This window comes from Acetobacterium sp. (genome assembly GCF_041752335.1).
Classification (GTDB): Bacteria; Bacillota; Clostridia; order Eubacteriales; family Eubacteriaceae; genus Acetobacterium.
The window spans coordinates 31953-48345 of record NZ_JBGSHG010000073.1; the positions used below are offsets into that span (position 1 = coordinate 31953).

The 16393-nt window shown below is 44.0% G+C and carries 11 protein-coding genes; 10 read left to right on the plus strand and 1 reads right to left on the minus strand.

The features are described 5' to 3' along the window. Window positions 1–149 precede the first annotated feature (149 nt). The 7 genes from ACEW8F_RS09335 to ACEW8F_RS09365 all read left to right on the plus strand — a co-directional run bounded on the left by ACEW8F_RS09335 (window position 150) and on the right by ACEW8F_RS09365 (window position 6911). The gene (locus ACEW8F_RS09335; protein ID WP_373483204.1) at window positions 150–2066 is read left to right on the plus strand and encodes an FAD-dependent oxidoreductase; all 1917 of its coding nucleotides are present in this window, start codon (window positions 150–152) and stop codon (window positions 2064–2066) included. Window positions 2067–2511: 445 nt separating this feature from the next. Further along, entirely contained in the window at window positions 2512–3126 is a 615-nt protein-coding gene (locus ACEW8F_RS09340; protein WP_373483205.1) for a hypothetical protein, read from the plus strand. A 90-nt stretch (window positions 3127–3216) separates the two neighbouring features. Next, window positions 3217–3858, plus strand: coding sequence for a hypothetical protein (locus ACEW8F_RS09345; protein ID WP_373483206.1), 642 nt, complete (start codon window positions 3217–3219; stop codon window positions 3856–3858). Window positions 3859–3923: 65 nt separating this feature from the next. Further along, complete coding sequence (locus tag ACEW8F_RS09350) at window positions 3924–4478, plus strand: hypothetical protein (RefSeq protein ID WP_373483207.1); 555 nt, start codon at window positions 3924–3926, stop codon at window positions 4476–4478. Between the two features lie 153 nt (window positions 4479–4631). Next, window positions 4632–5192, plus strand: a complete 561-nt coding sequence (locus tag ACEW8F_RS09355; RefSeq protein WP_373483208.1) for an RNA polymerase sigma factor — start codon at window positions 4632–4634, stop codon at window positions 5190–5192. A 2-nt stretch (window positions 5193–5194) separates the two neighbouring features. Then, window positions 5195–5581 (plus strand): hypothetical protein, encoded by a 387-nt coding sequence (locus tag ACEW8F_RS09360; RefSeq protein WP_373483209.1) that lies wholly within the window; start codon window positions 5195–5197, stop codon window positions 5579–5581. 37 nt (window positions 5582–5618) lie between these two features. Further along, window positions 5619–6911: a polymer-forming cytoskeletal protein gene (locus tag ACEW8F_RS09365; protein ID WP_373483210.1), complete on the plus strand. Its 1293-nt coding sequence runs from the start codon at window positions 5619–5621 to the stop codon at window positions 6909–6911. A gap of 67 nt (window positions 6912–6978) precedes the next feature. On the opposite strand, the gene ACEW8F_RS09370 is transcribed toward ACEW8F_RS09365, so the two are convergent. Continuing rightward, window positions 6979–10149 carry a methyl-accepting chemotaxis protein gene (locus ACEW8F_RS09370; protein ID WP_373483211.1) on the minus strand — a complete coding sequence of 1057 codons (3171 nt, stop codon included), beginning with the start codon at window positions 10147–10149 and terminating at the stop codon, window positions 6979–6981. A 673-nt stretch (window positions 10150–10822) separates the two neighbouring features. On the opposite strand from ACEW8F_RS09370, the gene ACEW8F_RS09375 reads away from it, so the two are divergent. The 3 genes from ACEW8F_RS09375 to ACEW8F_RS09385 all read left to right on the plus strand — a co-directional run bounded on the left by ACEW8F_RS09375 (window position 10823) and on the right by ACEW8F_RS09385 (window position 16388). Further along, a complete protein-coding gene (locus ACEW8F_RS09375; RefSeq protein ID WP_373483212.1) occupies window positions 10823–11944 on the plus strand; it encodes an ABC transporter substrate-binding protein in 1122 nt (373 codons plus the stop codon). Window positions 11945–11947: 3 nt separating this feature from the next. Further along, on the plus strand, window positions 11948–14320 hold the full coding sequence (locus ACEW8F_RS09380; RefSeq protein ID WP_373483213.1) for an EAL domain-containing protein: 2373 nt from the start codon (window positions 11948–11950) through the stop codon (window positions 14318–14320). Window positions 14321–14399: 79 nt separating this feature from the next. Beyond that, window positions 14400–16388: a DUF2207 domain-containing protein gene (locus ACEW8F_RS09385; RefSeq protein WP_373483214.1), complete on the plus strand. Its 1989-nt coding sequence runs from the start codon at window positions 14400–14402 to the stop codon at window positions 16386–16388. Window positions 16389–16393: the final 5 nt, after the last annotated feature.

Sequence of the window (16393 nt, forward strand, 5' to 3'; positions counted from 1 at the left end):
TCTGTGCATTCGTGCACAGGTGCTTTTTTTCAGCCAAAGGGTTTAAAATAAAAAAATATGTCTATAATAATTAAGTAGCCTGATAATAACTGTGTAACGCTTATTTTATGAACACAGGTCAGCTATCAGAAAAAAGGAGGACTATTCAGATGATGTTTAGTAAATTATTTAAACCAATTCAAATTGGAACGCTCCAACTTAAAAACCGTGGAGTTATGCCTTCCATGGTGACCAACTTCTGTAATCCAGATGGATCTGTTTCAGATCGTTTTATCGCCTACCATGCAGCTCGGGCCAAGGGCGGGGTAGGCTTAATTATTGTTGAAGCCGTTTATGTAAATCCCTGTGGAAAGGGCTTTAATAATCAAATTGGTATTGATTACGATGGCCTGATCCCCGGCCTTAAAAAACTGACCGACCGGATTCATGGTCTCGGCGGAAAAATTGCTATTCAGCTTTATCATGGTGGACGACAAGCCAACACCATGGTAACCGGAAAAGAACTGGTGGCTCCATCGCCCATTGCCTGTCCGGTGATGCAGGCAATGCCCCATGAACTCAGCGAGGCTGAAATCAAAGCAGTCATCAAAGATTTTGCGGATGCAGCGGAGCGCGCTAAAATTGCCGGGTTTGATGCGGTGGAATTGCATGGGGCCCATGGCTATCTGCTCAATCAATTTCTGTCACCGGATACCAACCATCGGAGTGATATTTATGGTGGCAGCGTCGAAAGCAGACGGCGCTTTCCTCTGGAAGTAGTGGATGCGGTTATGTCGCGGATTGGAAAGGATTTCCCGATGATTTATCGGATTACCGCGGATGAATTCTCACCTACCGGACTCTCCATTGAAGATACCGCCGATTTTTGTAAAGATCTGGTGAAACATGGGATAGCCGCCATCAATGTATCTGGAGGAACCTATGTCTCGGGTCGAATCGCTAGCGGGGCTGAAGATATCTTAGGGGTTTATGTAGAAAATGCCAGAATTATCAAGGAATCCATTAACAGTGAGGTGCCGGTGATCGTGGCCAATCGAATCAAAACGCCGCTATTTGCAGATGAGGTCATCGGGAATAAAAAGGCAGATATGGTAGCCACAGGCCGAACGCTGATCTGCGATCCGGAATTCTATAATAAAGCACAGCAAGGCCATGCCGATGAAATCCGTGGTTGCCTGAGTTGTAATCATTGTATGAGTGAGTTGATGAGTGGCTTGCCGGTTTCCTGTATCTATAATCCCTTAACCGGTCATGAAATGGAATATGATTTAGACGATCAAACCGCTACGCCGAAAAAGGTGCTGGTCATTGGTGGTGGACCAAGTGGAATGGAAGCAGCCTATATTGCGTCAAAAAAAGGTCATTGTGTCACGCTCTGTGAAAAATTTGATCATTTAGGCGGAAATGTGGTGCCGGGAACCAAACCACCCAATAAGTCCGAAATGTTTGCCCTGGTGGAATTTTTTACCAATATGCTTCAAAAGAATAAAGTCAAAATTAAATTTAATACCCCGGCGACCATGGACATTATCTACAACGAAGAGTCGGATATGGTGTTGCTGGCGACTGGATCAGCACCGATTATTCCCCCAATACCTGGTATCCATCAGAAATTTGTTCTTAATGCCGAAGATGTACTCATGAATCCTGATACTGTTGGCGATCAGGTAGTGGTCATTGGTGGTGGAACCGTGGGGGTGGAAACGGCCGAGCTGTTAGATCAGCAAGGAAAAAAGGTGACAGTGGTAGAAATGAGCGGGGAAATCTTATCAGATATGGCGCCCTTTTTAAAAGCCGGATTGATGTACCGGATCGGGGAATCGGATATTGTCATCAATACCAGTGAAAAGGTCCAGGAAATTGGGGATCATCAGGTCATTACGGACAAAGAGACCCTGGAAAATGTGGACAATGTGGTTTTGGCAGTAGGCTATGAGCCGGATAATGCGCTGGAGGAAGAACTCAAAGGCAGCAGGGTCAAGTTTAAGGTGATTGGCGATGCGGTCAAACCCAGAAAAATCTTTGAAGCGGTGAAAGAAGGATTTGAAGCTGCGTATGAGATTTAAACAGGAATTTATGTGAATCCAATGGTCAATAGCTAGTACCCCAACTGGCTGGCGGGAACTCCAACCCCAATGCCGACACCAAAATGCTTAGATCAAATGACTGAAACCGTACCGACCGATTCTTTGGTCAGTGATGAAGATAATGATCAGTAGTCGGTGGCGAATCTATTGGAAGATATAGTTGAGTTTTTGAATAAAAAATAAGTGTCCAAAATGTGAAGATCGAAAACAGGCTGTGGTAAGTTGCTCATTTACTATAGCCTGTTTTTATAAAGCGTTACGGTGGCTCTTGTAATTCTTGCCAATCCTACAAATGGGTAAAACACAATGATGTTTTAAATCGAAAATAGAGGGTAAAAATTCAGTATCAAAAGATCACATCATTAAAGACAGCACAAACAAATTATTTTAATTAATTCGTGGTTTGTCAGGAAAGGAAAACACTATGGATAAAAAAGGCAAGTACCAGTTAATGTTGATTTTGGGGTTAATCTTGGGAGTGATGATAGTAGCAGCGGGCTGCTCTTCCAGCGGGGATCAATCCTCACAAGCAAAAAATGCTTCCGATAGCGAGGCACAACAAGAAGACATATCCAACAATGCCATTTTTGATCTTTACAACCAGATTGATCTCAATGACGAAAAGGCGGATATTGAAAAGTCGTTGGGAGCAACGGGGAATACCTCAGCAGAAGGCTCCTATGTATATTTGGATCAGGACACTGGCTATGCGGTGAACGTATTCTTCGATGATAAAGATCTAGTTACGCTAAAGCTTTTGGTTCCCACCACCGGGGCCAGGGAGCTGATAGAACTGAGCAATGCCAGTGTCACAAAAGAACAGGCTGTTAAAATTACGCAGGGAATGACTCGTAACAATGTCAAGAAAGCTTTGAACGGGGTCGGCGTCGAGATGTTGAGAATGGTTATTCCCAATGGGGCGGACAAAGAAGCTTATGCCCTGGCCTGGATTAATAACGATGGTTCGATCCTGGTGGTGACCTTTGATGCCGATACCGATACGGTTCTAGCAGCTGAATTCAAAGACAGCTTGTTGTAGAAACGCCAATTGAACGGGTTCATCGAAAGGTGATGAATGATTACAAAAATTCCTTAGTCAGAACAAATTGTTCAAAGGAGGGGTCTATCAATGAAATGCAAGAATTTAAGGCGACTGATGATGGTACTGATCGTGATTTTAGGTATATTGGTAGTGGCTAGCGGATGTTTTCCAAAAGGATCCGAAAAATCAGGCGATAACAACAGCAAGGCTACTAACGAGAATGAAAAGGCCAGCGAAGCCAGTACTATTCCCAAAATTGGTCAAGACCAACCATTTTATGAATTTTACAATAAGGTAGCGATCAATCAGACAAAAGAACAAGTAGACAGTGCCCTTGGGGTCGAACCGCTGATGGATACGGACGGCTCATATCTGTATTCTGATGCAGCAACCGGTTACACGATTAACGTTTTCTACAGTGCCAGTGGTTTGGTAACAACCAAAGTGCTGATCGTTATGGCTGCCGGTGACGAATGGCTTAAGATCAGTCCGGCAGCAGTCACAGAAAGTCAGGAACTAAAAATTGTTGAAGGCATGACGTATGATGAAGTAAAAAGTATTTTAGGCAGCGATGGCCTGGAGTTGGCTGCGATGATCTACCCGGGCACAAAGGACAAGATCTTGGTTACACTGGCCTGGGTTAATCCCGATTTTTCTTCACTGAACGTGGCCTTTGATGGGGACACCGGAAAGGTCTTCTATTCTGAATATCGAAATGCACCGGTTTAGAATGGCTGTTACAGTCAAGGGATGGTCATCAGTTAATAAAAAAATTAAAGAGGGAGATGAAAACCATGTTAAATAGGAGCAAAACCCTATTTTTGTTCTCCATGATTCTTATCCTGGGGTTAGCTGTGTTGCTTTCCGGGTGCAATGGCGCCGGAACAAAAAATAAAGCGGTGAATAAACCCGATTATTTTTATAGTCAAGTTGAGTTGGGGATGGAAAAGAGTCAAGTTGAATCGACGCTGGGAGTAAAACCCGAAGAAGAGAACGACACTTATATTTACCGCGATGAGCAAACTGGTTTTGGCGTTCAGATTAGTTATGATGCCAGTGATTTGGTCACATCGAAAATATTGTATCATGAAGATGACCGTGAGATCATGGGACTAAGTGACGCCAGCGTTTCCGAAGATCAACTGGCCAGTATCACTGAAGGGATGAGCTATGATGAGGTTAAAGGGATTCTAGGATCAGAAGGAACGGAAATGATTCAAATGTCGAATCCCATTGATCCCAATAATCCCATTGTGATGATGACCTGGTTTAATAACGATCAAACCGGATTTTACGTTACCTTTGCCGGTATTAAAGGAACAGTTGTAACCGTTAAATTCTGGAAATAGTAAGATTTTTGCAAAGCACTGGTTGTGAATCAGTGCTTTTTTTACGGATTCTGCGACCAGCAAAAATTAATTTTAATTTTTTAATATTTATGGGAAGAAAACCCGGGGCTCATCCGTTATATAGATGTGCAGAAAAAACGGAGGTGAAATTTGTTGAAAGAACATAAGGAAGAAGAAGCCGATGATGCCTTGATTAAGAAGTATATCGCCACCGGGAATTCCGGGTATTTTGAGCCCCTTGTCGAAAGGTACGAGCGATATGCTTATGTCTATGCCTTTTCTCTTCTTAAGAACGAATTTGACGCACAGGATGTGGTGGCGGAAAGTTTTTTAAAGGCATTTACAAAAATCAGACAGTATCGGCTGGACAGCAGTTTTAAGAACTGGTTTTTAAAAATTGTTCATAATAACAGCCTGGATCTATTGCGAAAAAATAAGACTATGGTTTATCTGGACGATCAGGAAAATGGCGAAAGCCTATACACTGATGAAGCTTTGAGTTATGACAACATCGAAGCCCTGGATTTTGGTGAGATTCAAAAATCTCTGGATCAATTACCCCACGAGCTGAAAGGGGCAGTGATCCTCCGGTATTATTATGACTGGGATTATAAAAAGATTTGCGAATTTCTTAATATCCCTATGGGAACTCTGTCGTCCCGGCTGAACCGGGCCTGCAAAAAACTTAAAAACCTTTATGAAGGAGGAATGTGACCATGAGTGAATTAGATAAAATGATGTCCTGTCTGGGCTTTAACGAAACCACCGTGAAAAATTATGGCAATGCTATTCCCTTTACCAGCAGAAAATTGGATATTATCGGTCGAATCAATCAGGCCAGTGTGGAAAAAGCTAGACATTTAGATTTATCTGCCCTGTTTTATATTTTCTCGATTGCCTTTCTCGTCATGGTGATGCGTTTTATCGTATTTGCGCAAACCGGGGATGCAACCATCATTAAGGTTTTTACCAGCATTGCCATTCGTTATTCCCAACAACTCCAAAACAGTCTGAATGTGATATCGTTTTTAGTGTCGGTGGTTATTTGTGTCGGAACAGGAGTGATGATTAATCATTTAAAAAATGATAATCATTTCTGTTAGGCTTAATAAATAAAAAAATTGAAGGAGAAAGAAAAAAATGTTTAAAAAATTAAGTGTGTCGGTTTTAATGATGGTGATGGTATTGCTTGTCACTGTTACCACGGCTTTCGGGGCTACTGATAGTGATATCAGCAGTTACGAAGATTCAGCGGGAAATGTAAATATTGAGGGGGCATCCGTTCCCAATGCGGAATTTGCCTTTGCCGGATCAAACATTACTGCCAATTCAGTGTTTGATACAACCACCTTTTTTGCCGGCAACGCCATCACCCTGGATGGGGAATACAATGGTGACGTTTTTGCAGTTGCTAATACCGTAACGGTCAACGGCAAAATCAACGGAAATCTCTACACCGGTGGCAACCAGGTCGTTATCAATGGTGAAGTGACCCGGGACGTCTTTGCCGGCTGTTCTGATTTAATTATTGGCAAATCAGCCAACATCAACCGGGATGTCTATCTTGCTGCCGCCAATGTGAATATTGATGGAACGGTGGGACGAAACCTCCGGGCCGGTGCTGGCAATGTCTCGATTAATGGTACTATCAACGGGTTTGTAGAGACAGACGTGGATCAGCTGACCATCAATGATGGGGCAGTCATCACCGGAACAATCAATAACCGCAGTTCCAATCAGGCGATTGTAGCCCCCGGTGCCACCGCTCCAGAAGTCAATTGGGAAAAGGTGTCACAAGAACAGGCTGTTGAAGAAGATCAGGGACCGACTGTTGGCTCGATTCTTTTATCGATTATCACCAAACTGGCATTTATTCTGGTGATCTGGGTGCTGATAACCTTTATGACCAAAGACTTTAATGCCAATACCACGGTAATGGCAAAAAAACACATATTGGCTTCTTTAGGAATCGGGGCCGGATTTTTCTTCTTGTCACCATTGCTGCTGATCGTATCCTTTATTATTTATGCACCATTTGGATTTGCAATGACCTGTGGGATCATCACCCTGGCCATTCTGGGCATGCCGGTGGCGGCGGTAGTCTTATCCAAACTATTGATCCGCTTCTTTGATGATAAAATGAAACCGCTGCTAAGTTCGTTTGTTTCGATCTTGATCGTCGCAGCAGCAGCGATTATTTTGGGATATATACCAGTTATTAATTTTATTGTATTCCTGTTCCTGGACGTTGTTGGGGTGGGCTTTATTTGTTACAATGTGTTGTTCACTCATAAAAAACTGAAAGATGAACGAAATGAAGTTGATGACGAGATTTTAGTGATTGATAAAATTATTGATATGGAAGAAGGTACGATCGTTATCGAAAAGACAACTGAAACGATCAAACTGGATGACACAGATATTACAAAATAGTTAGTTTAAAAAAAGCAGGCCCGATGTGGGGCCTGCTTTTTTGTTTATTTGGTTGGAATACAAGGGATTAGTACTTATCCATATCCATATCATCCAGAACAATCCGGGGTGGCGTTGGGGCTGCCGGCTTCATCGGTTTTTCAACCGGGGACGCGGGGGAGGAACGATGGGTTGAGCCTTTTTTCTTGATTTTGAAAGCACCAACCATCTGTTTGAGCATTTCAGCCTGGCCGGACAGCTCTTCGCTGGCAGCGGCACTTTCCTCGGCCGTGGCGGAATTGGTCTGAACGACGGTGGAAACCTGATCAATGCCCTGGGTGATCTGGGCGATTTCGGTGGCCTGATCGTTGGAAGCCCGGGCAATGTTGCCAACCAGGTCGGTAACCTTTTCGATCTCACTTAAGATCTCTTTTAAGCTTTCAGAGGTTTCGTCGGCAATTTTGGTACCGACATCTACGCTCTCAATCGAGCCTTCAATTAAACCGGTGGTTTCTTTGGCAGCTTCGGCGCTGCGGGCCGCCAGGGAGCGGACTTCTTCAGCAACAACGGCAAAGCCCTTACCGTGCTGGCCGGCCCGGGCTGCTTCGACAGCGGCGTTTAGGGCCAGGATATTGGTCTGGAAGGCAATGTCATCAATGACCTTGATAATTTTTGAAATATTATGGGAGGACTCATTGATTTCGTCCATGGCCGAAACCATCTTATTCATCTGCTTATTACCGACCTCGGCATTGCTGCGAACTTCCAAGGCCCGTTGATTGGCTTCATTGGCGTTGGTGGCGTTTTTCTTTGTTTCACCGGCCACTTCTTCAATAGAAGCGTTAAGCTGCTGAATGGCGCTGGCCTGTTCGGTGGTGCCCTGGGACAAGGCCTGTCCGCCATCAGAAATCTGCCGGGCACCAGCTTCAACCTGACCTGCCGCTTCATTGATTTCAGCCATGGTTTCGCTGAGGGTGGCGGCAATCCCATTAAGAGCTGCTTTAATCGCCTGGAAATCGCCCAAATACTCAGCTGTGATTTCCAGATCGAGGTTGCCGTTACCCATTTCTTCCAGGGTATAGGTAATTTCATCGACATAGCGTTTCAGGAAGGCAACGGTCTGGTTCATCGAGTCTTTGATCAGGGTATAATCGCCATTGTAGTTGCCGATCATCCCAGTGTTTAAGTTGCCTTTGGCCAGCTCGTTAAGGGTAGCAGAGGCTTCCTGGACTGGTTCAACGACGGCGTCCAGAGTGGCATTAATGCCGTTGATGATTTTAGCAAAGTCGCCCTGGTGTTTGCTGGCATCGGCCCGGGCATTTAGTTTTCCATCAACACCAGCCTGAGCCAGCATTTTGCCATCATTTATCAGATTATCAATGGATAATTGAACCATTTCCAGACTGTTTCGGATTTCATTGAATTGCGCAGAAACTTCGGTGGTGTATTCATCGGCCTGGCTGATATCCATATCAAAAGCCAGATCACCCTGGGATAAGCGCGTCAGATTGTGGCCCAGTCGGGTGACTTCGTTTTTGGTGTAGTCGCTGACCCGGATAATTGGGGTTAGATCAGTAACGACTTCCACAAAGCCCACATTTTCACCTTTGGAATCTCTGAGATAAGCAGTATCTTGTTTGTAGTTTCGGCCGTACCATTCAAAGTAGCTATCGCCTAAGCCCTGATCTACCAGTCGTCGGATTCCACATCCTTCGGTTTGACAGATATTGGCACCGGCATTATAACAATCCATCCCATAACCGCACTCACGGTCGGTAATGACCTTATTGTTAACCATCATGTCTTCAAAAGGTTTGTTCATAAAGGTCCATTTCATGTCGTTGTCGGTAACGTGAATGGGGAAGGGAACCGCATCGATGATGGCTTCGTACCAGACCATCTTATCAACTACAGTATCCAGGGTGGCATTGACGCCTTGAACGATTTCTTTAAAACCGCCTTTAAAGGCATCGGCATCGCCCCGGGTTTCCCATTGGCCCTGGATGGCGGCCTGGGAAAGCATGGTAGCTTCATTAATCAGACCACGGATGGTTTCAATGGTGAGCTTAAGGGCCGGGGCAATTTCATCCTGGGGATCTCTTAAGTCTATGTTTGCGGAGACATCGCCATTGGAAATCTGGTTCATGGTGGCAATAACCACGTTCTGGAGATCATCGGCCAACTGATTCATGGAAGTGGTCATTTCCCCAACCTCGTCTTTGGAGGCAACTTCCAGCCGTTCACTGAGATGGCCCTGGGTCATTGCTTTGATCATCTGGTTTAAAGATATAATCGGTTTTGAGATTTTTCTGGCCAGGATATAGGTGGCCACACCACCGATCAATAAAATCAGGGCAGAAGCAATCAAGATGACGTTTCTCAGATTGTTGATGGGAGCAAGAACGTCGCTTTCATATTTAGTGACAATCAGTGTCCAGTTGGTACCGGGGATCGGGGCATTATAGGCAAGCTTTGCATCACCATTGTAGTTATAGTCAATACTCCCGGTTTGTCCCACACCCAATTCCTGAATGGCCAGGGCAAATTCTTTCAAGGGACCATTGGCATCAATTTCGTCAAAAATATTGGTTTGATCGAGGATTAGCTGATCATTGGGATGTGCCATAACAGCGCCATCTTCATTGATTACCATCCCGTATTTGCGGACTCCATCACCCATGGAATTGGTGATATCCTGCATAAAGGTGGGGTCTCGACGACCCACCAGGAGTCCCACGACCTGATCATTGTTTTTGATGGGGGCCACTTCAAAGACCACCGGTTCATTGGTGACCCTGCTGATGGCGACATCGGATATGGTTGTTTTTCCGGCAAAACCCTCTTCGTACCAGAATTGACCTTCAGATTTGAATTCACCACCGCCGATAATATATCTGGCGTTGCCGTTTAGATCCATGACCGCAATATCCTGGTAACCCAAACGTTCAATGTCTCCGGCAATCGAGGCGACCTGGGTATTCCAGTCCATGGTGGCGGTTCGGGCCCGGAGGGCGATTTCATCGATTCTTCCGAGATTTCCAGAAACAACGGCGCCAATATGACCGGCGCCTTCAGTGGCAAAGGCCTCTTCCTGGGTGCTGGCTTCATTGGTCAGGGCAGCTGCTCCTAAATTAATGGCAATCAGCCCGAGGGTGAGAACTGCCGCCGCCAGAATCAGCGTCGTGAAGGCCATTAATTTGGTCGATAATCGGATTTTTACCGAGTTTTGATCGTGTTCTTGTACTTGTTTGTCTTTCATGATGAGGCTCCTTTCTGAATGGTACATTTAATATACAACGGGATAAAATAGGCAGATCTCGTTACTTAAAAATTTCACACAAACTAAGACCCGATATTTTCACAGCAATTGCTTACCCTCATATTTATATATCGACATATTTGCATATAGGTTAAGCAAAACCGTCAGATTATTTGGTAAGTTCGGATGAAAGATTTTATCAATTTTTGGGGCCGCGATTGATAATGGCATGATCTTTGACGGTTTCAGCTAATTCCCTGACTTCATTGACGTTCACCGCATGAATGGCAACCGGCAACCCAATGGACATCAGCATTTTGAAAAGTAAATCTTTTTCTTATTCATTTCATTTCTCCTTTGCTCATCAAAATTGATGAAGAATTTGATCGTCACTTTGGTTCGGACAAGAGTAGGAATTAGTTTAGCTTAAATCAGGAATGAGCGCAAGTAATAATTACGTTCTATACACGAAATTTTTACCCTGTTATTACAAAAATAAACAGATTAACAGACATCGATAAATAAATATCGGGTAAAGAAAAAATTTATCAATCCAAAACATTTTAGCGGGTTTGTCGATTGCATATAAGGGTATACTGTTATATAACAATTTTTGAATCAATCCATGCTATTTTTTATTTGCTCAAAAAATGAGATAGAGGGGGTGTTGGCGATGAAGCAAAAGAAAATAATTTTAGGTTTGGTGCTGTTGATCTTAATAATTTTAACCCTCACTTCCTGTATTCAGCAGAAACCGGTTACCATTGGTTTTGTTGCCAGTCTTACCGGGAGTACCTCCGAGCTGGGCGTTAACGGTCGCAACGGCCTGATGATGGCGGTGGAAGAAATTAATGCCGGTGGGGGGATTAATGGTCGATTGGTGGAGGTTGTCGTTAAGGATGATAAAAATGATCCGGAAAACGGGCTGGCTGTTGATCAGGCGCTATACGAAGACGGCATTTCGTTTATCATCGGTCACATGACCAGCAGCATGGCAAAAACGAGTCTTCCCTTTGTCAACGAAAATAAGTTATTGATGATCAGCCCAACGATGAGTTCATATGAACTGGCGAATCAGGATGATCATTTTATCACGGTCGTCTCTTCCAATGATATTGAAGCAGCCTTTATCGCCGGGAGGATACTTGAAAATGGTGGAAAAAATGTCGCGGTTATCTATGAATCAAAAAATCGTGCATATACAGAAACCATCAAAGATTTTCTTGCTTCAGAGCTGTCTGGAAATGGGGGCAAGGTTATTTATGAAGAAGCCTTTTTGTCTGGAGCTAATCCTGCATATTTGGAGATATCAGATCGTGTTTTAAATGCCAAGCCGGATTCCATTGTTATTCTTGCTTCCAGTTTTGATAGTGCGATGTTTTGCCAGCAGTTTTATAAATCCGGAAATCAGGAGCCCATTTATCTGTCGCTCTGGGCCATGAATAATGATTTGATTTTGCAGGGGGGAGATTCTGTTGAAGACGTATATATTCCCAGTTTACTTGATACCGAGTCGGAGAGACCGGAATATCTGGCGTTTAAAAACGTTTTTCTAAAAAAATACAGTGCCGAACCGACCTTTGCAGCAACCTATTCCTACGAATCAGCGATGATTCTCTTTGATTCACTGAAAAAGACAAACAGTTATGATCCTGAGATTATCAAAGCAGCCATAATTGAAAAAAGTGTTTTTGAGGGACTTCAGGATGATATTAACATTGATGAATGGGGAGATGCCAGCAGAACCCTTTATCTATATCGTATTAAGGATGGCCAATTTAAAAAGGCGGAATAGACAATGAAGCGAATTAAAAAGCTGAGAGATTTTATCCTGATCAATAATATGCTTTCCATTGCCATCCCGCTTATTCTCGTGGGTCTATTAGTAACGCCATTGATTTATAATTATCTGATTAAAGATATGTATGAAAAAAATACCATCATCGCAGCAACCATTGCCCAACGGATGACAGATTTTATGGATGAATCATTCCAATTTCTATATCAGTTAAGTAATCTGCTGGAAACTGATATGCTTAAGGATGATCCTGCAGTTATAATCGGTTTGAATGCGATGCTTGAAGGTTCCGATTCGGTTGAGGGATTTGAAATTCTTGATGCCAATGGGATGGTTAAAGTCAACGCGCCTCAAAATGCCAATATTCTGGGGGTCAACCGTTCCAGGCAGCCTTTTTTCACCGAGACAAAAGCCACCGGCAAACCCTTTGTATCGTCTTCTTTTATTTCCCAGCAAACCGGGCAGCCCACCATTACCATTGCCATTCCCCATGATGATGGCGTGCTGGTGGCTTATTTAAATCTGGAAGAAATCAGTATGCTATCCCTAGATCTCGTAAAAACGTTTGGGGAAGAGGTAACGGTGGCCATCACTGATGGTAACGGCGTATTTATTTCACATAAGGATATCAATAAGGTCTATCAGCGGGAAATTGAAGCTAATTTTCAATCAATCCATCCAAACACAGAAGTCCAGGATCAGGTTAAGGCTTTTACTTACGAGGGAAAAACAGCGATGGTCAGCCATGCCGACGTCGACAATGCCAATTGGCATGTCTTTGTTTATCAATCCTATGACTCAATACTCATGGCGCTGGGAACTTTTTTGGGGATGATGCTCTTATTCACCTGTTTATTAGTATTATTCTCCCGGATTATTGCCCGGCTGGTATTTAAAGATATTAACCATTCATTTGGCGAATTGAACCAGCAGACAAAAGAAATTGCCGCCGGGGATTACCATCCACTTAATACGGACAATCGTTTTGATGAATTCAATCGGCTCACCGAAAATTTTAATGGCATGGTCACCAGTGTCAAGGAACGGGATGAAGCCTTAAAGGTGCTGGCCTATTACGATGCCCAGACCAGATTACCCAATGCGGCCTATTTATTGGAGACCCTGAATCAATTGCTCGTCGATAATCACGGAATAATTGCCGTAATCTGCTTTGACATTCATAATTTCAAGCGGATCAATGATACCTACGGACCATCCTTTGGCGACAAAATCCTGGAAATGATGGGAGCCCGGTTGCTGGAACTTAAATGTCAGCATGGATTTGTAGCCCGGATCAATGGCTCTAATTTTATCCGGGTACTGACGGATCTTGAGCACCCGGAAGATGCGCTGAGCGAGATTGATAAGCTTAGGGCGGTTTTTAATCAGGCCCTGACCTTTAATGAGAACAATGTTTATCTCCGTTTTCACGTCGGCATTGCACTCTATCCCGATGATACCCGGGATGTCGAAGAGTTACTGCAATATGCCAACACGGCGGCTGATATGGCTAAACAACGGGGTAGATCCCAGTATGCTTTTTTTGAAAATGCCATGAAACAGAACCTGTTGAGGAATATGATGCTGGAAAACTCGCTGCGATCGGCGCTCGAAAGGGATGAGTTTTTTCTGCAATACCAACCGCAAATCGATGTTAAAAATAAAAAAATCCGCGGTTTTGAGGCCCTGATCCGATGGGATCATCCCCAACTGGGGATGGTGTCACCGCTGGACTTTATCCACATAGCCGAATCTACCGGACTGATTGTTCCGATTGGCGCCTGGGTATTGGAAACGGCCTGTCGCCAAATCGTTAAAATCAATCATAAAATGGGCACTCAAATCATGATTTCGGTCAATGTCTCTCCGGTTCAACTGAGTCATGAACATTTTCCGGAGATGGTCGAAGAAACCCTCAAGCGATCCGGACTTGAAGCGGATTTGCTGGAGCTGGAAATTACTGAAAATCTTTTTATCCACTCATTTGAAGATGCCATTCAAATCTTTGATCGCTTGAAGACAATTGGTATTCGCATGTCGCTTGATGATTTCGGCACTGGTTATTCGTCCCTTGCTTATTTAAAGAACCTGCCCATTGATACCTTAAAAATCGATCAGGCCTTTACCCGGGATCTGTTAACTAAGAAAGCCAATGAGAATTTAATGGAATCTATTATTATCATGGCCCACACCCTGCACATGGATGTGATTGTGGAAGGAGTTGAAGAACTAGAACAGTTGGATTGTTTAAAAGCCTATCATTGTGATCACGTTCAGGGTTATTATTTCAGCCGTCCCATCAGTGCATCACATCTGGAAGAATTGCTGAATGAGTTGACAAAAGATCAAGCCCAAAACACTGAACATGAATAAAAGTGACGAAATAATCAGACAAGCTCAAATAAAAAAATGCCGGGAATTAAGGTGAAGACTGGCTACAAGGAGGTTTAGGATGCTTGAGAAAAGAATATTGACAAAACCGGGATTGTTGTTTTTGATTTTTATGATGGTGATTTTCTCTTCAATCGGGATGGCGCCGAATCAGGTTGCAGCTGCCGAATATTTTAATATCACCCAGTACAACATCAATATGGAGGTTATGGAAGACCATGGTTACGCGATTAATGAAGATATTACGGTGGCTTTCAGGGAAGCCCGACACGGGATTTTCAGAACCATTCCTTTTAAAGGTTCTTTTTATCGGGAAGTTGATGGAAAACCCCTGGAAACTCCCTATCGCGCAAAAATTGATGGGATTCAGGTTGAGGATTGGGACTATCAGATCTCTTCAACGAATAAGGACAAGATCATCCGAATCGGCAGTGCCGCAGAATTTGTGGCCGGAACCCAGAACTATCAGATCACATATTTTTGGGATCAGGGAATTGATGCAATTTCATCAATGGATGATGTTTACTATAATCTGATTGGTCCCGACTGGGATACAGTTATCGAGAATGCACATTTTATCATTACCTTGCCACAAGCCTTTGATGCCAGTCAGGTCGAGTTTATGACGGGCAGCTATGGTAGTGTCGACACCTCCGCCGTAAGCTACACGGTTACTGGCAATACCATTGAGGGTACCCTCAACCGGCCCCTCAGTGCCCATGAAGGCGTCACCTTGAAAGTCAATCTACCGGACGGTTATTTTCAGGAATCATTTTTTGATTATCTCTACGACCTTTTTTGGGGTAATCCGTTGGCGCAGCTGATCACCGCAGCGATTCTGGCACCGCTGTTACTTGGTCTGGCCATCTGGCTGCTGATGGGGCGGGACAAAAAAGCGGTGGAAACCGTCGAATTCTATGCCCCTGATGGCTTGACGCCGCCGCAGGTGGGCTATATTATTGATGGAAACCTGGACCTCAGTGAGGTTGTCTCCTTGTTTATTTATTGGGCAGATCAGGGATATTTAACCATCGAACAGGTAGCTTCCTATCGGTTTGACTTCCATAAAAAAAAGGCGCTGCCGGATTCGGCCAATAATTTCGAACACACGCTTTTTGATTATCTGTTTCACTCAAAAGACGCATACTCCACCACTACTTTTTCGAGTGACCTGGGGATAAGAGATATTTTAAATAAGGCGAAGGACCAAACCGAAGCTTATTTTGATCAGGAAGAGCATCGATTATTTACCAGTATGTCCCTGAACGGGGCCCAGGTGATGCGACTGCTGATGTTTATTCCGATTTTAGCACTGGCTCTTTTTGCTTTTGTGGAAATCAACTTTATGAATTACGGGTGGTCTATCATTGCCATCATGGCTTTAATTTTTGTGGGAGGGCCAATTGCGAGCATGGTTATGATCAATTCAGTATTGCGTAAGCGAAAAGGAATGGTTCATAAAAAAATAGTCACGCAATTAAGCATCGGTGTTATTTTGGGTGGAGTTTCGGCCATTGCAATAATCGGCATTAATTTTTATTTTCTGGGCATAACAGGGGTAGTGGTAGCAGTTGCTGCCCTGATCGCCGCCTATGGCACAGCTTCACTGCAGGCCTTTGCATCCAAACGCACTAAAAAGGGCAATATCTGGTATGGTCAGGTGCTGGGTTTGAAAAACTTCATCAGTCTGGCTGAAAAAGATCGGCTGGAAACCCTGATTGATGAAGATCCGCAGTATTTTTATAAGCTATTGCCCTATGCTTTCGTTTTGGGGGTGACTGAAAAATGGATTGATCAGTTTACTGGTTTGGCCATTCCCCAGCCTCAATGGTATGACGGTTCTAGTTATGACCGGGATTTCTATCCCACCATCTTTGCTGCTGATTTTACGGACAGCTTGAACCGGGTGCCGGCATCGGTGATGGCAGCGAGTACGGCCACAACTAATCAGAATCATGACAATTCCAGTGGTTTCGGAGACAGCGGATTTTCCGGCGGTGGAGGCTTCTCTGGCGGCGGCGGCGGTGGTGGCGGTGGTGGAAGCTGGTAAGCGGC

Bases quoted from the DNA above. Each gene is read 5' to 3' on its own strand.
- ACEW8F_RS09340 (WP_373483205.1), top strand. From the start codon at position 2,512: ATGGATAAAAAAGGCAAGTACCAGTTAATGTTGATTTTGGGGTTAATC.
- ACEW8F_RS09335 (WP_373483204.1), top strand. From the start codon at position 150: ATGATGTTTAGTAAATTATTTAAACCAATTCAAATTGGAACGCTCCAA.
- ACEW8F_RS09360 (WP_373483209.1), top strand. From the start codon at position 5,195: ATGAGTGAATTAGATAAAATGATGTCCTGTCTGGGCTTTAACGAAACC.
- ACEW8F_RS09350 (WP_373483207.1), top strand. From the start codon at position 3,924: ATGTTAAATAGGAGCAAAACCCTATTTTTGTTCTCCATGATTCTTATC.
- ACEW8F_RS09375 (WP_373483212.1), top strand. From the start codon at position 10,823: ATGAAGCAAAAGAAAATAATTTTAGGTTTGGTGCTGTTGATCTTAATA.
- ACEW8F_RS09385 (WP_373483214.1), top strand. From the start codon at position 14,400: ATGCTTGAGAAAAGAATATTGACAAAACCGGGATTGTTGTTTTTGATT.
- ACEW8F_RS09380 (WP_373483213.1), top strand. From the start codon at position 11,948: ATGAAGCGAATTAAAAAGCTGAGAGATTTTATCCTGATCAATAATATG.
- ACEW8F_RS09370 (WP_373483211.1), bottom strand. From the start codon at position 10,149: ATGAAAGACAAACAAGTACAAGAACACGATCAAAACTCGGTAAAAATC.
- ACEW8F_RS09365 (WP_373483210.1), top strand. From the start codon at position 5,619: ATGTTTAAAAAATTAAGTGTGTCGGTTTTAATGATGGTGATGGTATTG.
- ACEW8F_RS09345 (WP_373483206.1), top strand. From the start codon at position 3,217: ATGAAATGCAAGAATTTAAGGCGACTGATGATGGTACTGATCGTGATT.